A 22,760-nucleotide genomic window follows, 5' to 3' on the forward strand; every position below is an offset into this window, starting at 1 on the left:
ATAAAATTGGAAGTTAAAAAGGACATATTATGGCGGGTGTACGTGGCCTTTCTGGGCATCGTGGTATTCAGTTTGTTAATACTGGGCCGCGCAGTGTACATTCAGCAGGTGCAAGGGGCGTACTGGCGTGAACAGGCAAAAGAACAACAACAGAAATTTGTAGAGATAGATGCACAACGCGGTACCATTTACAGTGAAGACGGCCGCATGCTTAGTACCTCTACACCATATTTCGATATCTATATTGACTTTGCAGCAGAAGGGTTGCGTGATAAAAATGGAAAACGGTTCGAAGATAATCTGGATTCACTGTCATACGGACTGTCACAGCTGTTTCCAGAAAAAAGCAAAGCGAGCTGGCGTCGTGAATTAAAAACCGGTTACCAGAGGAAGAACCGGTATTATTTGTTAAAAAAGAATCTGACATTTCAGGAATATAAACAGTTACGTAGTTTGCCATTAGTGCGCGAAGGAAAAAACAAAAGCGGTTTCATTGCGGATGTAAAAGATAAAAGATTGAACCCGTTTGGCCTGCTGGCAAACAGAACCATCGGGTTATCACGCGAATACATGGATAGTGGCGGCGTAATGCGTAGTATGAATGTGGGTTTGGAAAAAACATACGACGATCAACTGCGCGGTGAAAGTGGAAAACGTTTGATGAGAAAAATTGCCGCCGGCGTATTTGCTCCCGTAGATGGCTCGGAAATTGAACCACAGAACGGAAAAGATATCATCACCACCCTGGATGTAAACATTCAGGACATTGCGGAAAATGCTTTAGAGAATGTACTGGTTGCAAATGAATGTGAATATGGCACTTGTGTAGTAATGGAAGTGGCAACCGGAAAAATAAAGGCGATTGCTAACCTGAGCCGGAGAGACGATGGCAGTTATTGGGAAAACTTTAATTACGCCATTCAGGCATCGGAGCCAGGTTCAACATTTAAACTGGCAACCATGTTGTCGCTGCTCGAAGATCAATTAATAACTTTGCAGCAACACATCGATCTCGAAGGCGGAAGCTGGAATGTGAACGGAAGAACGGTATACGATACAGAAGATCATGGAACAGACGCCACCGTAAAACACGCATTTGAACTGAGCTCGAATGTGGGCATGGCGAAACTGGCAATGACCTACTACGGAAAAAATCCGACCCGGTTTGTAAATCACATTAAGAAACTGCGATTCGATCAACAAACAGGTATTGACCTGATGGGTGAATCAAGACCTGTAGTAAAAACGCCCAAATCAAAAACATGGAGCTCGACATCGTTACCATGGATGAGTTTTGGGTACGAAGTGCTGGTGAGCCCATTGCAAACATTGATGTTATATAATGCAGTAGCGAATGATGGCAAAATGATGAAGCCTTACCTGGTAAATGCAGTATTGGAAAATGGGGCGAAGGTGAAGGAAAATCAGCCGGAAGTGTTGGAGGAAGCTATTTGCAGCAACAAAACATTAAAGCTCTTAAAAGAATGCCTGGAAGGTGTTTGTACTGATGGTACCGCCGCCGAATTGATGAGAGGTGCGCCTTATAAAGCAGCCTGCAAAACCGGAACCGCTTTAATGGCCAACGGTCCCAACGGATACGCCGATAAAATTTATCAGTCATCGTTCGCAGGTTATTTTCCGGCCAACAATCCGCAATACAGTTGTATTGTAGTGATTAGGAACAAACCACATGCACCGGTTTATTATGGCGCTAAAATAGCCGGACCGGTATTTAAAGAGATCGCTGATAAATTGTATGCACAACATGCAGACCAGAACATAAGACAGATAGCATTGAAAAAAGACAGCAGCAATTATCAATACGCCGGTGCAACAGAAGATATAAAAGCGGTGATGGAAAAGCTGAAGATGAAATATCGCGATTCGGCAAAAGCAGATGAATGGTCACGGCTGGCAGTGGCGAACGATCAATCGGTGTTGAACAAAAGAACGGTGACCAATAATATAATGCCCGATATGAAGGGAATGGGTTTAAAAGATGCCCTGTTCCTGTTGGAGAACAGAAAATTGAAAGTAGCGTTCCATGGCCGGGGAAAAGTAATAAGTCAAAGTATAGAGCCGGGGACCTATGTAAACAGTCATCAAACAGTAATGCTGGAATTGAATTAATAAAATCGATAACGTGACACTGCAGGATATATTATATAAAGTAAGCATTCGCTCGGTACAGGGTAACACCGGTATACCCGTGCGTGACCTGCAGCTGGATTCACGAAAGGTAAGCGAGGGATCGATCTTTATTGCAGTGAAGGGATCCGCAACAGATGGTCATCAGTATATCGATCAGGTGATAATGCAGGGTGCAACAGGTATTATCTGCGAAACCATGCCGGCTGAATTGAAAGAGGGGGTAACCTATGTGCAGGTAGAGAACAGTGGGGCGGCAGCCGGTTATATGGCGCATAACTTTTACGGGCAGCCATCCGAAAAGATCCAGCTCGTAGGCGTAACCGGCACCAACGGTAAAACCACCATTGCTACCTTATTATTCAAGCTCTTTACATCATTGGGGTATAAGTGTGGATTGTTAAGCACGGTTCAAAACCATATAGGGAATGAAGTGGTGCCAGCCACCCATACCACGCCGGATGCCATCTCGCTGAATGCATTGCTGCAACAAATGGTGAACAGCGGCTGCTCCCATGTATTCATGGAAACCAGCTCGCACGCCATTCATCAGCATCGCATTTCCGGGTTAAAGTATGCAGGCGGTTTGTTCAGTAACATCACCCACGATCACCTGGATTATCATAAAACATTTGATGAATACATCCGGGTAAAGAAATCGTTCTTCGACTTGCTGCCTTCCGACGCATTTGCGATCTCAAATGCCGACGATAAACGCGGTCAGGTGATGCTGCAAAACACCCATGCGCACAAATACCTGTACAGTTTGCGCACGATGGCCGAGTTCAAAGGAAAAATTCTGGAGAACAGGCTCACCGGTTTGGTAATGACCATTAACGAGCAGGAAGTACATTTCCGCCTCATAGGTGAGTTCAATGCCTACAACCTGCTGGCAGTATACGGCGCCGCCGTTTGTTTGGGTGAAGATAAACAGGAAGTATTGCGGTGTTTGAGTGAGATCACCGGGGCAGAAGGCCGCTTTGACTATATCATTTCGCCCAATCAGCATATAATCGGGATTGTAGATTATGCCCACACCCCCGATGCATTGCTGAATGTGTTGCAAACAATAAAAAAATTGCGCGAAGGGAACGAGCAGATCATCACGGTAGTAGGATGTGGTGGCGATCGCGACAAAACCAAACGGCCGGTGATGGCAGAAGTGACCTGCGAACACAGCGATAAAGTAGTGTTCACCAGTGATAACCCACGCAGCGAAGATCCGATGCAGATCCTGGCTGATATGGAAACCGGGTTGAACACCGCAGCAAAAAGAAAATATGTATCAGTGGTTGATCGCAAGGAAGCCATTAAACTGGCGGTGAGCATGGCAAAACCAGGTGATATAGTGTTGATAGCAGGCAAGGGCCACGAAAAATACCAGGAGATAAAAGGAGTAAAACATCCTTTCGACGATAAGCAGGTGATGCGGGAAATGTTTGAGCTGTATGAAAAATAGCGAGGACGAAAGCGTTCACCTAAAAATACCAATATGCTGTACCATTTAATTAATTGGTTAAAGGAATTGGGGGTTAAGATACCGGGAAATGCACTGTTCCAGTTCATTACATCCCGGGTATTACTGGCGGTTATTTTCTCGCTGGTGATATCAGCGGTGTTTGGAAAAAAGTTCATCAACTACCTGCGTAAAAAGCAGGTGGGCGAAACAGTGCGCGATCTGGGGCTGGCGGGTGAGCAACAAAAAAAGGGAACGCCAACAATGGGTGGTTTCATCATCATCACCGCCATTCTGGTACCCACCCTGTTACTGGCCGATCTGAGTAAAGCATATATCCGGCTCATGCTTTTTGCAACCTTATGGTTGGGCCTGATAGGATTTATAGATGATTACCTGAAACTGCGCGCCAAAAAGCTGGCGCAGCAACAAGGTATAGCATATAAAAAAGGCGATAAAGACGGGTTGGCCGGTTGGTTTAAGATCCTTGGTCAGGTAGTGCTGGGTTTTGTAGTAGCCATGACGCTGTTGTTTAATAACAATACAAAAGCATGGCGCGAGTTCACCGGTGATAATTTACCCGCCGATACAAGTACGGTGAAGATCCACCGGGTGCCCATCGATAACCGGGAGAGAGTATTTGTGGAAGCGAATGAACCCATTACCACCATTCCGTTTGTAAAAACACACGAGTTCAACTATTCAAAGTTGTTACCAGCCGGGTTACGCTCATTAACATGGGTATTGTATGTGATCGTTGTGATCTTTATTGTAACCGCTGTATCGAACGGCGCCAATATAACAGATGGGATCGATGGGTTGGCGACAGGGACGAGCGCCATCATCGGGGCGTGTTTGGGCATCTTTGCGTATGCCAGTGGGAACATCAGGTTTGCAGAATATCTGAACATAATGTATATCCCCAACCTGGGTGAGCTGAGTATATTCATTGGTGCGTTGATTGGGGCTTGCGTAGGGTTCCTGTGGTATAATGCCTATCCCGCGCAGGTGTTTATGGGTGACACTGGTAGCTTAACATTAGGCGGTATCATTGCAGCGCTGGCCATCATTGTGCGGAAAGAATTGTTGATACCCATTTTTTGCGGCGTGTTCCTGGTGGAAGTGTTGAGCGTAAGTTTGCAGGTTTCCTATTTCAAATACACAAAACGGAAATATGGTGAGGGCAAACGGATCTTCCTGATGAGCCCGCTACATCACCACTATCAAAAACTGGGGTATCATGAGTCGAAGATCGTAACAAGGTTCTGGATTGTAACCATTCTGTGCATTGTGTTCGCAATAGTGACTTTAAAAGTAAGATAATAAAAAGAGCGTGATCGGTTAGCCGGTACCTTAAAAAACATAAAGTGTATTGCTGAAAAACCACCACTCTGAATTTCCACATAAGGAAAACCAATCATAGTAGTAGGTAGAGTGTGGTAGAGCAGTAAAGATTCAAACTAACGAAGAACCCCCTTTAATCCGGTTTATCCCTGATTAATAATAAAGCTTCCCGATGCAATCGGGAGTAATGGAGTTAGTAATTACAATGAGTAAGCGTTTGGTTATACTTGGGGCCGGCGAAAGCGGCGTAGGCACTGCCATCCTTGGCAGGAAGCAAGGGTATGATGTATTTGTATCAGACGGTGGACCAGTTAAAGAGAAGTACCAGGATGAGCTGAATAAGTATGAAATAGAGTGGGAAGCAAATCAACATACCGAGGAAAAGATCCTGAATGCAGATGAAGTGATGAAGAGTCCGGGCATTCCTGAAAAGAATGAGTTGGTAAAGAAGATCAGGAAAAAAGGAATACCGGTTATCAGTGAAATTGAATTTGCATATCGCTACAAAGGCAACAGTAAGATCATTGGCATTACCGGTAGTAACGGAAAAACTACTACGACGTCGCTGATGTACCACATTTGCAAAACAGCAGGTTTGGATTGTGCGCTCGTAGGGAACATCGGGTATTCATTTGCGAAACAGGTAGCAGAAGATCCCAAGCCATTATATGTGGCGGAGATCAGCAGCTTTCAGTTAGATGATATCCAAACGTTCAGACCGGATGTAGCTATACTCACCAATATCTCGGAAGATCATTTGGATCGCTATGATTACCGGTTCGAGAATTATATACACAGTAAGTTCAGGATTGCGGAGAACCAAACAGCGCAGGACTATTTCATTTACTGTGCCGACGATCAGGTGACCATGCAATACTTAGAGAAATATTCCATCAAATCTAACCCATTACCATTCAGTATGAGTAAAGAATTACCCCAGGGCGGCTTTATCAGGAACGGACAGATGACTGTTACAGTTGACGACGAGAAGATGCAGATGAATGTGAGCGATTTTACTTTAAAGGGCAAACACAACCAGAATAATACAATGGCAGCAGCATTAGGTGGTGTAACGATGGGGATCCGGAAGGAGAAGATCCGCGTAGCCGTTCAAACATTCGAGTCGCTGGCGCACAGAATGGAGCCGGTGTCAACAGTGCGTGGTGTTGAATTTATCAACGACAGCAAAGCCACCAATGTGAACAGCACCTGGTTTGCATTGGAAAGCATGGAACGCCCTACTATTCTTATACTGGGTGGTGTAGATAAAGGAAATGATTATTCAATTCTGTTAGAACTCGTTCGCGAAAAAGTAAAAGCGATCGTTTGTCTGGGAACTGATAATCGCAAAATACACGAAGCATTTAAAAACGATGTACAGTTGTTGGTGAACACCAACAGTGCAGACGAAGCAGTAAAAGCGGCATTTCATTTTGCCAGTCCCGGTGATACCGTGTTGTTGAGTCCGGCCTGCGCCAGCTTCGACCTGTTCAAGAACTATGAAGATCGGGGCGATCAGTTCAAACAGGCAGTTCGCGAATTATGAATTGCAAGTAATGAAGGAGAGGGGTGAGTAGTAAGTAGTAAGTACACTGGAAAAGACATTTCTATTATATAGATAATGACGGGCGCAAATGACATATCGTTAAAAGGAGCTAATCTGCCTAACGGTAGAGGCGGCTTGCTAAGCAAGACCAGGGGAGACAAAGTGATCTGGGCAATAGTGGTAGTATTGGCCCTGGTATCTATGCTGGCCGTATACAGTTCTACCGGCTTGCTGGCATACAAGTATAACCGTGGCACGGAAGTATACCTGTTTAAACAGGTAATGTTTACCGCCATTGGCCTGGGCATCATTTATTTTTCGCACCGGGTGAATTATACACTGTGGAGCAGGGTAGCGCGTATATTATTCATGGTGTCTATACCATTATTAGTATATACATTATTTTTTGGGTTGAAACTCAATGAAGGTAGCCGTTGGATACGGTTACCTATCATCAATTTAACCTTTCAGACTTCCGACCTGGCCAAGCTGGCGCTGTTCATGTTCCTGAGCCGGCTGCTGAGCAAGAAGCAGGAAGTGATCAAGGATTTCAAAAAAGGATACATTCCGGTGATTATACCGGTGGGCATCGTTTGTGTGTTGATTGCGCCCGCCAACCTGTCTACTGCATTGCTGACAGGCGCTACCAGCATGTTGCTGTTATTTATAGGCCGCGTAAGCACCAAACACCTGTTGATGACCATTGGCGTGGCCTTGATACCGGTTGCTTTTCTGGTATTGCTGGCCGTTGGGTTCTACGACAAAAAAGAAGAGAAATGCTCAGAGCTGCCCTTCTTTTTACACATTGCCCGTGTGCCCACCTGGATCAGCCGCGTGCAGAACTTTATCTATGATAGCAAACAGGTTGACAAAGATGAAAACTACCAGATAAACCAGTCGAAGATCGCCATTGCAAAAGGCGGACTGCTGGGACTGGGCCCCGGCAATAGCCAGACGCGGAACTTTTTACCGCATCCGTATTCGGATTTCATTTTTGCCATCATCATTGAAGAGTATGGACTGGCGGGAGGCGGTTTTCTGATATTTATTTACCTGCTATTCCTGTTAAGGAGTATAAAAATATTTAAAAAATGCCCTTATGCTTTTGGGGCATTTCTGGCGTTGGGGTTAAGCTTCACGCTGGTTATCCAGGCGCTGATCAATATGGCAGTGACCGTGAACCTGTTCCCCGTAACCGGGGTAACCTTACCGCTGGTAAGTATGGGCGGAAGCTCATTTCTGTTCACCTGTTTGGCCATCGGCATCATTTTGAGTGTGGCCCGCAATGCGGAACAACTGGAGGCCCCCTCTAACTCCCCCGGTGGGGGAGGAAAAGGGACACCTTCTACCAAAAAGCAGAAGAATGATATTGCAGAAGAGGCAGAAGTGGAAGAAGAAGCGCCAGAGGTAGTCAAAAAGCCGAAAGCAACAAAGAAAAAAGAGAAGGTAGAAACAACTGAAGAGAAAGCGGCGAAGTTAGCGGCATTGAAACCTCTAACGGATGTAGCAATGAGTGATTTTGCGAAAGAAAGTGAGCCTAAAAAATAAATTGTGTAATGAGCGAAGTACAAAAACAATCAGTTGGTTCACATTTCCCCCCCACCGGGGGGGCCAGGGGGGGCCGGGTTATTATAGCAGGCGGCGGAACGGGCGGACACATTTTTCCAGCAGTGGCAATAGCACATGCATTGCGTAAACTGCAACCCGGCATCGACATCTTGTTTGTTGGCGCCAAAGGAAAAATGGAAATGGAAAAAGTGCCGCAGGCGGGGTATGCGATAAAGGGGCTGGATATAGCCGGTTTTAACAGAAGTTCTTTGATTAAAAATATCGGACTGCCATATAAACTGATAAAAAGTTTCTGGCAGGTACGAAGCATCATCAAAACGTTTCAACCCGATGCCGTGATTGGCGTGGGTGGCTATTCAAGTTTCCCGGTATTGCGGTATGCGCAGGCACAGGGAATTGCCACCTTTATTCATGAAGCCAACTCCTTCGCCGGTAAATCGAACATTTTGCTGGGTAAAAACGCCAGTAAGATATTTGTGGCTACCGATGGAATGGGAAAGTTCTTTCCGGCAGCAAAGATCATGATAACGGGTAACCCGGTACGGCAGAACATTGTAAACAACATCATCAGCCGCAGCGAGGGGATCCAGTTCTTTGGGTTGGAACCGGCGAAGAAAACTGTTCTTGTTACGGGTGGCAGTTTGGGCGCCAAAGGCATTAATGAAGCGATAGATGCCGGCATTTCAGCCTTCGTACAAAACAATGTGCAGCTGATATGGCAAACCGGAAAACCGTATGCCGAAAAAGCCAGTGCCATTGCGGTAGAAAACAAAAACATCTGGGCCAATAGTTTTATTACCCAAATGGAATATGCCTATGCCGCCGCGGATATAGTGGTATCAAGAGCAGGCGCCATGTCGGTAGCGGAATTATGTGTGGCCAAAAAGCCGGTGATATTTGTGCCGTTTCCGTTTGCAGCAGAAGACCATCAAACCGCCAATGCGCAAAACCTGGTTAACAAACAGGCCGGTCTGATGATAAAGGACAGTGAAGCAAAGGAAAAACTGGTGCCGATGGTGATCGCGTTAGCAAAAGATGAAGATCAGCAACAAATGCTGAGAGAAAATATAGGTGAGTTGGCTGTTACAAATGCAGATGAGGTAGTTGCTCAGGAGATCTTAAGGTTGATACGGTTGACCAGTTAACAAGTTGACCAGTTGACCAGGAAGAAGTTGATAGAGTTGATAATGGGATTGTGTAATAAGAAAATAACTTTCAGTTCAGATTTTGCTTTTGCCGCGTCGCGGATTGCCGATTCACGATTGCCGAATTCACGTTTCACGATTATAACATGGTTGATATAAAAGACATAAATAAAGTTTACTTCCTAGGCATCGGTGGAATAGGAATGAGCGCATTAGCCCGCTATTTCAAATTTCATGGTAAAGAAGTAAGTGGGTACGATAAAACGGAGACCCCGCTTACAAAGCAGCTGGTGAGTGAAGGCATTCCGGTGCATTATGACGATAACCTGGAGCTGGCGCAAAAAGATGCACAATTAGTAGTGTATACACCGGCAATACCAAAGGGGCATACCGAATTTATGTATTACCAGCAAAACAACTATCCGCTGTTAAAGCGAAGTGAAGTGCTGGGCGCTATAACAAGAAGTTCTTTTAATATCTGTGTGGCAGGCACGCATGGCAAAACAACCATCACTACCATGGTGGCGCATATCCTGCGGCACAGCGAATATGGTTGCAATGCATTTTTAGGTGGCATCGCCGTGAATTACAACAGCAACTACTGGAGTAATGAACGCGATACCTGTGTGGTGGAAGCCGATGAGTATGATCGCAGCTTTTTACGGTTAACACCCGATGTGGCTGTTATCAGCGCCATGGACCCCGATCACCTGGACATTTACGGCACTACGGCCGCCATGGAAGAAGCGTTCATTGAATTTGCCGGTAAAATAAAACCAGGTGGTGTGCTCATCAGTAAATATGGTTTGCCAAGAGGGAAGGACCTGAAAGCCCCGAACCAGCTTACCTATCATTTGAACAATACACAAGCCGATATATATGCCTGTAACATTCAAATGCAACACGGTACTTATGTATTTGATGTGCAGGTAAAAGACTGGAAGCTGACAAACGTGGTGTTGAACATGGGCGGGTTACACAACATAGAGAATGTGATAGCGGCTATAGCCATTGCCCACCGTTTAGGAATAGCGGATGAAAAGATCAAAGCGGCTGTGGAAGCATTCCGGGGAGTAAGACGCAGATTCGAATATGTGATCAAAGACCGGAACGTAACATTTGTAGACGATTATGCCCATCACCCTGAGGAATTACGGGCATTGATAACCGGCGCAAAGGGATTGTTTGGGAACATGAAATGTACGGTGTTGTTTCAACCACATTTGTTCACCCGGACAAGAGACCTGGCCGCCGAGTTTGCCGAAGTGCTGGATATGGCCGATGAAGTAGTGCTGTTGCCCATTTACCCGGCAAGAGAATTACCAATACCAGGTGTAACCAGCAATATGATATTAGACAAAATGCAAAATGATCATAAACAGGTGTTGAACAAAGAGCAGTTGTTGCAGTGGGTGAAAGAGAATTCGGGCGGTTCATCAACCAAAACCGGGGACGGTTGGTTATTGATAACTGCGGGCGCCGGCGATATCGATACACTGGTGCAACCCATTAAGCAGATCATTGAAACGAAATAATAAACAAAAGTGAAAAAGAAGCGCTCCATCAGGAAACCCTTACTGGCAATCTTCTGGCTGTGTATAGCAGCCGGTACTATGGTATTGCTGGTGGCGGCCATGAAAGCGCAGAGCAATAAAACCTGTAAAGGACAGGAGATCCGCATCAGTGGCAAAGCCGATGAATGGTTCCTCGATAAAAAAGACATCGCCACCTTGCTGGCAAACCAGGGTGGCATCAAGGGCCGGCCGATAAAAAATTTTGACCTGCGCCGGATGGAGAATCAGTTGAAGAGTAATGTGTGGGTGAAAGATGCAGAATTGTTTTTTGATAACAGCCGGGTATTGCAGGTGCGTGTAGAAGAACGCGTCCCCGTTGCCAGGGTATTTACAGTGGCGGGCAATAGCTTTTATATTGATAGCAGTGGCGAAAAGCTGCCGCTGTCAGACAAGTTCTCGGCCCGTTTGCCCGTGGTGACCGGCTTCCCATCAGAAAAAGATAAACTAACCGGAGACGATAGTGTGATGATGCGGGATATCATTAATATCAGCAACTACCTGTTGCACGACGAATTTTGGATGGCACAGGTTTCGCAGATAGACATCCAACCTGATCGCACATTCGATATGATCCCCGTGGTAGGCAACCATATCATTGAATTTGGAGATGGTACCGATTACGACAAAAAGTTTAAAAGGTTGCTGTTGTTTTACCAGCAGGTGTTGAGCAAAACAGGCATGGATGTGTACCAAAAGGTGAACGTACAATACGCACGACAGGTAATTGGAGTGAAGGGAACATAAGAAGAAAGAGGTTACAATTAATTACGAGGATTGAAGAATTATTTATAGGCACTCCCTATACAACAACTAAAAACAGGATATTATGTACAATGAACAACAACCCATCATCGTCGGACTGGATATCGGTACGACAAAAATTGCCGCGATTGCCGGTCGAAAGAACGAGTTCGGCAAACTGGAGATCCTCGGCTTTGGCCGGGCCAACTCCAACGGTGTTAAACACGGACAGGTGCTTAATATCGACGAAACCATCAAGGCCATTACTATGGCCCTTGAGAACTGTTATGCATCAAATCCCGGTTTGGAAATATCTGAAGTATATGTTGGTATTGCAGGTCATCATATAAAAAGCCTGCAAACCCGTGGTGATATAGTGCGTCAGAATAACGACGATGAAATTTCGCAACGTGAGATCGATCAGTTGATCAATGACCAATATAAAACATACATTCCTGCCGGTGATCAGATCATCGATGTGATCCCCCAGGAGTTCACAGTTGATAATTTTCAAAATATTCCTAACCCAATTGGCTATGGTGGCGTGAAAATTGGAGCTAACTTCCACATCATCACCGGCGACAAAAATGCCATCCGCAATATTACCCGTGCAGTTGATAAAAGTGGATTGAAAACAAAGGACCTGGTATTGCAACCACTGGCATCTGCCGCAGCCGTTATGGGAATAGAAGACCTGGAAGCAGGTGTGGCCATCGTTGACATTGGTGGTGGTACAACCGACCTGGCTGTATTCTATGAAGGAATATTAAAACATACTGCTGTTATTCCATTCGGTGGTGAGAACATTACCAACGATATTAAAACCGGTTTGGGTGTGCTGAAAACACAGGCTGAACAAATGAAAGTTCAGTTTGGCAGCGCCCTGGCCAATGAAGCCCGCAGCAATGCCTTCATTACTATTCCCGGTTTGCGTGGAATGCCCGCCAAAGAGATCAGTGTAAAGAACCTGGCAAACATTATACAGGCGCGGATGAGTGAGATCATGGATTTTGTTACCTATCACTTAAAGCAGGTTGGCCTGGATAACCGCATGCTGAATGGTGGTATCGTATTAACCGGTGGCGGTTCACAATTAAAACACCTGATCCAGTTAACAGAATATGTAACCGGTTTGAATGCCCGCATCGGTTACCCAACAGAACACCTGGCTGCCGGACATATTGAAGAACTGGCCCGCCCAACTTATTCAACCTGTATCGGTCTTATTATGAAAGGCTACAGCGATTATGAAAATCATCGCAAGCAGTTCGAAAGCCAGTTCAGGAAAATGGAGATCCCCGAAAACCTGCGCAAGACAGAACTGGTAGAAGAAGATGCTTTTGAAGAAGAAGATGAATTCCGGACAGAAAAATTAAGGAACCGCAAGGGCCTTAAAGACTTCTGGGGCAAGTTCAAAGATGGTATCATTGAACTGTTCAAGGAAGAAGAAGATCACGCGTTATAATTAATAGATATAACAGTTCCGGCCCGCGTTACGATCAACCTATTGAAAAAGAAAATCCGGGGAATATGAAAAATGCCAGCATTACAATGGGTAAACCATTACAATGCAAATTTGTTAAACTAACCCGTTATTCTTAATCTGGTCTCAGCAGCGAGTGAGGGTAGGCTGGTGGGGCTGTTAAACAGTAAGCTATGATTCATTTTGATTTACCGAAGGAAAAATCATCCATCATCAAGGTGATTGGTGTAGGTGGAGGCGGTAGCAATGCGGTTAACCACATGTACAGCCAGAACATCGAAGGCGTAAATTTTATTATTTGTAATACCGACGCGCAGGCTATCTCAAAAAGCCAGGTACCTAATAAAGTGCAGTTGGGGCCTCATCTTACCCAGGGATTGGGAGCAGGGGCCAATCCGGAGATTGGCCGTCAGGCTACAGAAGAAAGCCTGGAAGAGCTGAAACGTATTTTGGAAGTAAATACCAAAATGGCGTTTATTACTGCAGGTATGGGTGGTGGAACCGGTACCGGTGGCGCGCCTATTATTGCCAAGATCTGTAAAGATCTAAATATTCTTACTGTAGGTATTGTAACTACCCCATTTTCATATGAAGGCCCAAAACGTCAGGCGCAGGCCGAGAATGGCATCAGGCAACTGAAACAGTCGGTTGATACTTTGCTGGTGATCAGCAACGACAAACTGCGTCACCAGTTCGGTAATCTGAAAATGAAAGATGCGTTCTCAAGAGCGGATAATGTATTGTCAACCGCTGCGAAATGCATTACAGATGTAATTAACAGCACTGGTCAGATCAACGTTGACTTTGCCGACGTATGTACCATCATGCGTAATGGTGGAGTGGCTATACTTGGTAGTGCAGCCTGCCGCGGTGAAGACCGCGCTATTCGTTGCATTGAAGAAGCGCTGAACTCGCCATTGCTGAACGATAACGATATCCGTGGTGCTAAATGGATCCTGATCAATATCAATTCTTGTGAAGGTGATCATGAGTTCACCATGGATGAGGTAGAGATCATTCAAAACTATTTATTAAGCCAGGCCGGTGACGATACAGATGTGATCCTGGGTATGGGTTACGATAGTGCCCTGGGTGATAAAATAGGTATTACCCTGATTGCCACTGGTTTTGAACATAAAGATCCTTTCAAGAAAGCTACGGTTAAAGTAGAACCAAAGAAGGATGAGAAGATCCTGCTTTCTTTGAACCAACAACCGGAAAAACCTAAAAAGGAGCAACCGGTTGTTGAACAACAGGGAGAGAAGGGTGAGATCGATATCAAACCTGAGTTGGCGCCCCGGTTGGTTGACGGTGATTCTACCGTTAGCGAACCTACGATAGAGCTTTATACGCAGGAGGAAGTTGGTAAAAATACTGTGGATAAAAATGAAGCATCCGAAAGGATCGAATGGGTACTTTCGCAACCATCCGACCCTGTGCCTACTACACAACAACAAGCACAAAAAAATCAAAATAATTCTTCGGTGTCTGCAGCATCCGGAGGATACTTGGCCAAGCCTTCCAATATTTATGCAGAACCGAAAACAAACGAATCCAAACCAGAACAGTTACCTGTGAAGGAACCTGTCAGAAACACCAGTGCAAAACCGGTCCAGGAAGATGATGATTCCAATGACCTGCATCTGGTTATCAAAGATGATATTTCAGCGACGGATGTGCCTGGGGCCTACCATTCTCAACCCCCTGTTAGTGGCGGCAATATTTCTGCAGAGGACCTGGCGATGCTAGACGAAGCAGAAGAACAAAAACGCCGTGCTGCGGAACGAATTCAAAAATTGCGCAATCTTTCGTTCAACATTAACGGAGCAGACCCTAACAACGAGTTTGAAACTGTGCCGGCATACATCCGCCGCAATTTGGAACTGTATAATACCTTTTCAAGCGTAGAAAACTTCTACAGTAAGTATGAAGTAAAAACCGACGAAAATAATAATACACAGATCTCCACGCTGAACACGTTCTTAGATGGAAAGAAACCGGATTAATAATAGTTGTTTACTATCCTGTCCCGCCCAATGTGCTACCTGTTTGTATTGAGCGTAAAGGTTCATTGAACAGGGGTACCGGGTATAAATCGAATGTTTTAACACAGCGATTGTTGTTTTTAGTTGTAGTCCCCCCGACTAATCGGGGGGATTTTTTTTATATAACTTTGTACTATGGCAACAATATTAATCACTGGTGGTACCGGCACCATAGGCAAAAGCCTGAGTAAATTCTTAGTGGAAAAACAACACGAAGTAATTATTCTTACCCGTCATCCCAGACAGGGAACAGGTGCTGTTTCCTACGCCGCCTGGAACCCTACCGATCAAACCATTGATATTGCTGCATTGCAAAAAGCCGATTATATCATCAACCTCGCCGGCGCCGGAGTGGCTGATAAACGTTGGTCAAAGAAACGGAAACAGGAAATTGTTGACAGCCGCGTACAAAGCGGACAGGTGTTGGTAAAAGTCATGCAGCAAAATACCAACAAAGTTCAGGCTGTTATCAGCATGAGTGGCATTGGCTGGTATGGCGATGATAACAAAAGAAACCCCTCGCAAAAATTCTTTAGTGAAGGCGATCCTGCCGATCCAGGCTTCCTGGGCGATACCTGTGTAAAATGGGAAAATGCCATTAAACCGGTAACCGCCATGAATAAACGTCTGGTTATCTTCCGCACGGGTATTGTATTGAGCAATGAAGGCGGCGCCCTGGCAGAATTTCAAAAGCCCATAAAGGCCGGTATTGCTCCCTTCTTTGGCAGCGGTGAGCAGGTGACCAGTTGGATCCACATCGATGATGTATGCCGGTTATTCTTACATGCCATAGAAAAAGACAGGGTACGCGGTGAATACAATATAGTGGCGCCCGAACCGGTGACCAATAAACACCTGATGCTGACCCTGGCTAAAAAAATGAAAGGGAAGTTTTTTATTCCTGTCTATGTGCCTTCGTTTGTATTGAAACTGATCCTGGGTGAATTAAGCATAGAAGTACTAAAGAGCGCCCGGGTAAGTTGTGAAAAGATAAAAAGCAGCGGCTTCCAGTTTTTATTTCCAACCCTGGAAGTGGCGCTTGATGATCTGCTGAAAAAATAACTTTACATATCGTCTGTCTGAAATTTTTTGAGCGTAACAAACAGATACGCTCCTAAGTATACAAGCGAAGCAATGAATATGGCCGTATAATTGGGTTCTGTAAACATAAGTTTGTTGACTATCCGCTGAATATACGGGAATGGCACCATGATATCGGTTGTTTCCAAGGGTAAATACCGACCGGCATAGTTGGCATACTTGTTCAATAGCAACACAGCGATCTGCTCCAGCACCGTGGAATAGGCGAAGAAAACGCCAATGGCAAGCCCGCCCCTTTTAAATAATACCGCCATCAGCAAGGCTACCATGATATAACTCATTGCCTGCAACAGGAAATACCAAACGTAGGAGAACCCTTCAAAGCTGAAACTGGCCTCGCCCGACATAAAACCAAATATCACGGCCGTAATGGCTACCATAAGGGTTGAGATCAAAGCAAGCACCGCTGCAAACAATATTTTTGATGTGATGAATTGCTGGCGCGTCCAGCCATCGATGATATTTTGCCGGTGGGTTTTAAAGCTGTATTCGTTGGTAACGGTAAGGATCATGATTAAACCGGGAATAAACAACAGCCAGCTGCTCACGTGGGCCACTGCCTGCCAAACGGTAGGAAAGGCGTAAGGCGGGTTGCCCAGCACCATGGTCGCAAAACCCTTTGACTGGCGTTCAGAATAGATGATCAGTTGAATGCGATATACAATATAATTAGCGCCAAAGATGGTGGCCAGGTAAATGCAAAACAGGATCCAGAAAGCGCGATAATTCTTCAGCTTCATCCATTCCAAAGCTAATAATTGCCCCATGTTATTTAGTGTTTTGCGTAAGTTCAAAGAATTTGGTTTCCAGGCTTTTTTTGCGAAGCCGCAGGTGGTGAAGCGTTACGCCCTGTTCAAAACAATACCGGTTCAACGCTTCCAGCGAGGCGGCGCCTGGAGGAAAGGTCAATTCAACATAAAGATCGTTTACAACCACTTTTTTGGCGCCCGGGTATTGTTGTAATATGCTTTGTAATTGCTGCATATTGGCGGCGGCGATTTCTACAATTTCATCGGTAATAAGTATTTCATCAACATGCCCATGGGTAAGCAGGGTGCCTTTTTGCAGAATGGCTACATGGGTGCAAACTTTCTCTACCTCATCGAGCAGGTGACTGGCCATGATAATGGTTTTGCCAGCCTTGTGTAATTTCTTGATCAATTCCCGGGTTTCTGCAATGCCTACGGGGTCAAGACCATTGGTGGGTTCATCAAAGATAAGCACATCGGGGTTGCCGAGCAGACTACTGGCAATGGCCAGTCGTTGTTTCATCCCCAATGAATAGGTGCTGAATTTCGAGAACTTGCGTTGTTCCAGGTTCACCAGTTCCAGCACCCGGTCAATGTCTGCCAGGCCCTGTTGTTTTATAGTAGCTGCTATTTTTAAATTCTGTACGGCGTTCAGATAATGATAAAAATTGGGCGTTTCCAGCAGGGTGCCAATCTGTTGCCGGTGCACATGCGTGGGAGCCGAGTCAAAAAGCTTAAATGAACCGGAGGTGGCTTTTAATACATTCAGGATAATGCCCAGCAGGGTCGTTTTACCACTCCCGTTAGGGCCCAGGATACCAAAGACCGATCCCTGGGGAACGGTAAAAGAAACCCCTTTTAATGCCTGGATAGGACCGTAATTTTTATGTAGATCCTCAACGGTAAGAATTGCCATGATAACCTGTTTAACGGATGTTACAAGTATGTCGCGATAGCCAGTTAAATATTACCGGCGACAACCAGGAAAAATCAAATAATTATGAAGCTGACTGTGTATGCTTTTCATGATACAAACTGGTAAAATCACCTACTACCGCTTTCCCATTATTAAAAAAGAGTTTATGCAGTTTTAAGTCATCAATATCGTTAGGCAGCACTTTTCGGTGTACGGGATTCATGGTGCCGCCGTTGGTATTATCGCCGGCCCTGGCTTCAGGATTATATTGAAAGGCCGGGTCAACAATGGTGCCCCGGGGATACATAATGCCGGGTATGCCCTTTCCCCTGATGTCGAGCAGGGTAGGATGAACCAGCCCTAAGGTATGCCCATATTCATGAGGAGCCGTGGTGGAAGTTTGTAACAGATTGTCCAGTTTAAAATAACCGGTATTGCTGCCAATGCCATCTACAAAGGAAATGTTGCCATTGGCAAATTCTTCAATGCGAAAAAAATTAAAACGGGGATTATCGTTGTACCAAACCTTTTCGGGGTTAAGATCGGGCTCGTAAATGCCTTCAATTTCAAATTGAACCGTATACAGATCGCCATTGATCTTTATCCGGGCTTTGGGTTCGTTCCAGTGTTTGCCAATGTCGTTGGCTATTTGCCAGGAAAGGTCCTTGCTGGCCGCATCTCCATAAAAGAAGATCACAGAATGGATGCTGAGTTGGTTGGTGATGCTATTAAGTTCGGCTTCGCCCATACCCCAATTTAGTAAAAAAGGCGCCCCGATTGAACGGAACGCCTAATTTTCTCATGTGACGCCTAAATTGTTATCAATTGCGGATTGGCTTTCCGCCTTTTAAAACGCTTTGAATTCTTTCCAGGGTTTTCTTCTCTCCACAAAGTGAAAGAAAGGCTTCCCTTTCAAGATCCAGTAAATATTTTTCAGATACTAAAGTTGGTTCGCTTAAATCGCCCCCGCACATAACGTACGCCAGCTTTTTGGCCACCGTTACATCGTGATCGGTGGCATAGTTTGCCCGCCACATGCCATTGATGCCGGCATATAAAGCGCCAAGCGCCGAACGGCCCAGTACTTTTACATCGGTACGTTGTACAGGGGTAACATAACCGCTGTCGAACAGTTCGATCACGCTTTTCCTGGCTTCGGCTATGCGCCGGCCCTGGTTCAATACTATTTCGTCTTTTCCTTTGCGTAAAATACCCAGTTCAAATCCTTCCGCGGCTGAGGTAGCTACTTTTGCCGTAGCTATGGTTAGAAATCTGTTCTTGAGGGTAATGGTATCCGGTTCATCTTCGTGCATTTCATCAGCAGCGCGTAACACAAATTCTTTGGTACCGCCACCGCCGGGGATCAGGCCAACGCCTAATTCAACCAACCCAATATAGGTTTCCGCGGCAGCACAAACTTTATCAGCATGCAAACTCATTTCACAAGCACCGCCCAATGCCAGGGCATGAGGCGCCACTACTACCGGAACTGAGGAATAACGTACCCGCATCATGGTATTCTGGAACATCCGAATAGCCATATCCAACTCATCATACTCCTGCTCTATTGCAAACATAAAAATCATACCTACATTGGCGCCCGCACTAAAGTTGGGGCCTTCGTTGGCAATAACCAGTCCTTTATATTTCTCTTCAGCAATGGAGATCGATTTTTGAATGGCTTCTATCACCTCGCCGCCCATACTTCCCATTTTGGTGTACCATTCCAGTCCTAACACATCATCGCCCAAATGGTAGAGCCGGCAATTGCTGTTTTTCCATACGGTCTGGTTCTCAAAATTTTTCATCACTATAAATGCATCGCCACCGGGCAGTGATTTATACGATTTTGAGGCTACATCGTAATATAGCCGCTTGCCATTTTCAACTTTATAAAAGCTTTTTATTCCGGCTGCCAGCATCTCGTTCACCCAGGGGGCAACCGTGTAACCGGCTTCCTTCATTTTCTTTATGGTGCCTTCAACACCCAGCACATCCCAGCTTTCAAAGGCGCCGATCTCCCAGCCAAAACCAGCCATCATGGCGTCATCCACGCGATAGATCTCGTCAGAGATCTCCGGAATACGGTGCGAGATATACGAAAACAGCCCGTAATGAAAATGACGATAGAATTCACCTGCCTTATCGGTTCCGGCACACAGCGCCTTCAACCTTGTGTTAAGGTCATCGATGGGCCTGGCCGCTTCAACCGTTGCAAATTTTGCTTTGGCGCGGGGTTTATATTCGAATGTTTTTAGATCGAGGGTAAATATTTCTTTTTCGCCTTTCTCACCTTTCTTTTTGGCAAAGAAACCTTGTCCGGTTTTATCGCCCAGCTGATTGCTGGTTACCATTTTCTCCAACCAGGCAGGAATGATAAAGGCATCCCGGTGCTCATCGTTGGGACAATTATCATACACGCCTTTGGCAACCTTTACCAGGGTATCAATACCCACTACATCGGCGGTTCTGAAAGTGGCCGATTTGGGGCGGCCAATGATGGGGCCGGTCAGCGCATCGATCTCGTCGATGGTCAATCCCATTTTATCAACCAGGCCAAAGATGGCCATAATGCCATACACCCCTATGCGGTTGGCAATAAATGCAGGCGTATCCTTACACAGTACGGTGGTTTTACCTAAGTACAGGTCGCCATATTGCATCAGGAAATCAACTACGGCTGCATCCGTATGTGGTGTTGGAATTATTTCGAGTAACCGTAAATACCGGGGGGGATTGAAAAAGTGCGTTCCGCAGAAGTGTTTTTTGAAATCATCACTCCGGCCTTCGGCCATCAGGTGAATAGGAATACCGGAGGTGTTGGAAGTAATGAGCGTGCCCGGCGTGCGGAATTTTTCTACTTCTGCAAAAATTTGTTGTTTAATATCAAGCCGTTCTACTACTACCTCTATTATCCAGTCGCACCCGGTAATAGCTGACATATTATCGGTGAAATTACCGGTGGTGATCTTCTTCACCACATCCTTTGTGTAAACCGGAGAAGGGTTACTTTTTAAAGCAGCTTGCAATGCATCGTTTACCAGTTTGTTGCGGGCGGCTTTGTTATTGCTTTCTGCAGCTTCCTTCGGCACCATGTCTAATAACAACACCTGTACGCCAACGCCTGCGAAATGACAGGCTATGCGCGAACCCATAACACCACTGCCTAATACAGCTACTTTTTTAATGATTCGTTTAGTCATAAAAAAATAGTTAGCTAAACAACTATTTCCAAAGATAGTAATAAATACGCTTCATCCAAGAGCTTTTTATAAATTAGCAAGTTTATAAGAACGATACTTTCAGTAAGCATTTGTATAAGTTATTGGCTCTCCGTTTAAAATTGCCATAAATATGCGTAACGATGCGCTTAAAATTTTTACTGCAGGGGTGCGGGCAGTGCAACCGCAATATTTGTTGCCCAGGCATATGCGCTGGCAGCACCAGCAACTGCAGTTGGGCGACCAGCTTTTTAAACAGCCCGATATAAACAAGGTATATATTATAGGGGCCGGAAAAGCCAGCGCCGCCATGGCCCGCGAAACGGAGATCATCCTCGGCAGCCGCATCGATGCAGGATTCATTGTTACCAAATACGAACACACATTCCCATTAAAGACCATTCAATGTATTGAAGCCGCCCATCCTGTGCCGGATGACAACAGTGTTCAGGCCGGTCGCGAAATGATCCGGCTGCTAAAAAATACTACTGAAAAAGATGTGGTGATCGCTTTAATAAGCGGGGGCGCTTCGGCGCTGCTGGTTGATTGCCCGCCCGGCATTTTGTTAAGCGAACTGCAGGTTGTTTTTAGCAAGCTGTTGCAATGTGGAGCAAGCATTGAAGAAATGAATACAGTGCGAAAACATTTGTCGGCCGGGATTAAAGGCGGACAATTACTACGCACAGCCTGGCCCGCCACGGTGGTTAGTTTTATCTTAAGCGATGTGATCGGTGATCCGCTCGATAGCATTGCCAGCGGGCCTACCGTTGCCGATCGCAGCACATTCACCGATGCCTGGGAAATAGTTCGCAAGTACCAGTTGTTGGATGTACTACCGGTGAGTATCATCCGTTGGTTGCAATTAGGATTGAACAACCAGGTGGCAGAAACGCCCAAACCGGATGATCCCATTTTTGCAAAGAGTTTTAATTACCTCATTGGCACCAACCGGGTGGCGCTGGAAGCCGCTGCCGCCATGGCCCGGGAGTTACACTATACACCGGTGATTGTAACCGATTCCCTGCAAGGAGAGGCGCGGGATAAAGCGCAGGAGCTGGTAGCCCAGTTACAACGGTACGAAGGACCACGCCCCGCCTGTTTATTACTGGGAGGCGAAACAACTGTTACCATTAAAAACGCGGGTAAAGGTGGGCGTAACCAGGAGTTTGCCCTGGCTGCCATGATCGCCCTGCAACAGGCTTTCCCTGATAACAACCAAATGCCGGTTTTACTCAGCGCGGGCACCGATGGTACCGATGGCCCTACCAATGCCGCGGGTGCGGTGGTTGATAAAGGCGTGCTGCAATTAACCGCCCAACGGGGACTATCACCTGAAAAGTATTTAGAACAAAACGATTCCTGGAATTTTTTTAATCAGGTTAGCGGGCATATTATTACGGGACCAACGCATACTAATGTAATGGATATTATAGTGGTGCTGATTCCTTAATGAGAAGTTAACCAGTTAATCAGTTGACGAGTTGACCAGGTTAGAAGTTGATAGCGTTGATAAAGGGAATGAATTAAAAGTAGGAAGTTAACGGGTTGAAAAGTTAACGAGTTAACACGGAATACAATATAAAAAAGAGCCCGGGTTGTTTAACATCCTGGGCTCTTTTCATATAAGAACTCAATAACCTAATAACTTACAAACCTGCACCTACGAGCCACGAAGGAAAAGCTTTATATTTCAAACTAAAAAACTAAAAAACTTGCCCTTTA

General features: G+C 45.6%; 16 protein-coding genes and 1 pseudogene. 12 read left to right on the forward strand and 5 right to left on the reverse strand.

Features of this window, described 5'->3' with window-relative positions; genetic code table 11:
- Positions 1–6 precede the first annotated feature (6 nt).
- From ACJ751_RS20040 to ACJ751_RS20090, 11 genes are all read left to right on the forward strand, one after another.
- Positions 7–2,130, forward strand: coding sequence for a penicillin-binding protein (locus tag ACJ751_RS20040; RefSeq protein WP_407747298.1), 2,124 nt, complete (start codon positions 7–9; stop codon positions 2,128–2,130).
- A gap of 13 nt (positions 2,131–2,143) precedes the next feature.
- Entirely contained in the window at positions 2,144–3,607 is a 1,464-nt protein-coding gene (locus ACJ751_RS20045) for a UDP-N-acetylmuramoyl-L-alanyl-D-glutamate--2,6-diaminopimelate ligase (protein ID WP_407747299.1), read from the forward strand.
- Positions 3,608–3,640: 33 nt separating this feature from the next.
- A complete protein-coding gene (mraY, locus tag ACJ751_RS20050) occupies positions 3,641–4,927 on the forward strand; it encodes a phospho-N-acetylmuramoyl-pentapeptide-transferase (RefSeq protein WP_407747300.1) in 1,287 nt (428 codons plus the stop codon).
- 208 nt (positions 4,928–5,135) lie between these two features.
- Entirely contained in the window at positions 5,136–6,494 is a 1,359-nt protein-coding gene (gene murD, locus ACJ751_RS20055; RefSeq protein ID WP_407747301.1) for a UDP-N-acetylmuramoyl-L-alanine--D-glutamate ligase, read from the forward strand.
- 75 nt (positions 6,495–6,569) lie between these two features.
- Positions 6,570–8,042, forward strand: coding sequence for an FtsW/RodA/SpoVE family cell cycle protein (locus ACJ751_RS20060; RefSeq protein WP_407747302.1), 1,473 nt, complete (start codon positions 6,570–6,572; stop codon positions 8,040–8,042).
- A gap of 8 nt (positions 8,043–8,050) precedes the next feature.
- Positions 8,051–9,208 carry an undecaprenyldiphospho-muramoylpentapeptide beta-N-acetylglucosaminyltransferase gene (gene murG, locus ACJ751_RS20065; RefSeq protein ID WP_407747303.1) on the forward strand — a complete coding sequence of 386 codons (1,158 nt, stop codon included), beginning with the start codon at positions 8,051–8,053 and terminating at the stop codon, positions 9,206–9,208.
- 146 nt (positions 9,209–9,354) lie between these two features.
- The gene (gene murC / locus ACJ751_RS20070; protein WP_407747304.1) at positions 9,355–10,743 is read left to right on the forward strand and encodes a UDP-N-acetylmuramate--L-alanine ligase; all 1,389 of its coding nucleotides are present in this window, start codon (positions 9,355–9,357) and stop codon (positions 10,741–10,743) included.
- Between the two features lie 9 nt (positions 10,744–10,752).
- Positions 10,753–11,526 (forward strand): cell division protein FtsQ/DivIB, encoded by a 774-nt coding sequence (locus tag ACJ751_RS20075; protein WP_407747305.1) that lies wholly within the window; start codon positions 10,753–10,755, stop codon positions 11,524–11,526.
- An 82-nt stretch (positions 11,527–11,608) separates the two neighbouring features.
- Positions 11,609–12,988: a cell division protein FtsA gene (ftsA, locus tag ACJ751_RS20080; protein WP_407747306.1), complete on the forward strand. Its 1,380-nt coding sequence runs from the start codon at positions 11,609–11,611 to the stop codon at positions 12,986–12,988.
- Positions 12,989–13,179: 191 nt separating this feature from the next.
- Entirely contained in the window at positions 13,180–15,012 is a 1,833-nt protein-coding gene (ftsZ, locus tag ACJ751_RS20085) for a cell division protein FtsZ (RefSeq protein ID WP_407747307.1), read from the forward strand.
- 174 nt (positions 15,013–15,186) lie between these two features.
- The gene (locus tag ACJ751_RS20090) at positions 15,187–16,113 is read left to right on the forward strand and encodes a TIGR01777 family oxidoreductase (RefSeq protein ID WP_407747308.1); all 927 of its coding nucleotides are present in this window, start codon (positions 15,187–15,189) and stop codon (positions 16,111–16,113) included.
- Positions 16,114–16,115: 2 nt separating this feature from the next.
- Here ACJ751_RS20090 and ACJ751_RS20095 read toward each other — a convergent pair whose 3' ends face one another.
- The 5 genes and pseudogenes from ACJ751_RS20095 to ACJ751_RS20115 form a co-directional block, all read right to left on the reverse strand.
- Entirely contained in the window at positions 16,116–16,919 is an 804-nt protein-coding gene (locus ACJ751_RS20095) for an ABC transporter permease (RefSeq protein ID WP_407747309.1), read from the reverse strand.
- A 1-nt stretch (position 16,920) separates the two neighbouring features.
- Positions 16,921–17,817 carry an ABC transporter ATP-binding protein gene (locus tag ACJ751_RS20100; RefSeq protein WP_407747310.1) on the reverse strand — a complete coding sequence of 299 codons (897 nt, stop codon included), beginning with the start codon at positions 17,815–17,817 and terminating at the stop codon, positions 16,921–16,923.
- Between the two features lie 82 nt (positions 17,818–17,899).
- Complete coding sequence (locus ACJ751_RS20105; RefSeq protein WP_407747311.1) at positions 17,900–18,565, reverse strand: peptidase M10; 666 nt, start codon at positions 18,563–18,565, stop codon at positions 17,900–17,902.
- Positions 18,566–19,081: 516 nt separating this feature from the next.
- Positions 19,082–19,135, reverse strand: coding sequence for a tetracycline resistance efflux system leader peptide (locus tag ACJ751_RS20110; protein WP_407747314.1), 54 nt, complete (start codon positions 19,133–19,135; stop codon positions 19,082–19,084).
- 31 nt (positions 19,136–19,166) lie between these two features.
- Positions 19,167–21,020 (reverse strand): annotated as a pseudogene (locus tag ACJ751_RS20115) (3-hydroxyacyl-CoA dehydrogenase/enoyl-CoA hydratase family protein); the annotation flags it as partial.
- Between the two features lie 151 nt (positions 21,021–21,171).
- Here ACJ751_RS20115 and ACJ751_RS20120 point away from each other — a divergent pair.
- Positions 21,172–22,488 (forward strand): glycerate kinase, encoded by a 1,317-nt coding sequence (locus ACJ751_RS20120; protein ID WP_407747312.1) that lies wholly within the window; start codon positions 21,172–21,174, stop codon positions 22,486–22,488.
- The last annotated feature ends 272 nt before the right edge of the window (positions 22,489–22,760 follow it).

It is taken from the genome of Niastella sp., assembly GCF_045805085.1.
Classification (GTDB): domain Bacteria; phylum Bacteroidota; class Bacteroidia; order Chitinophagales; family Chitinophagaceae; genus Niastella.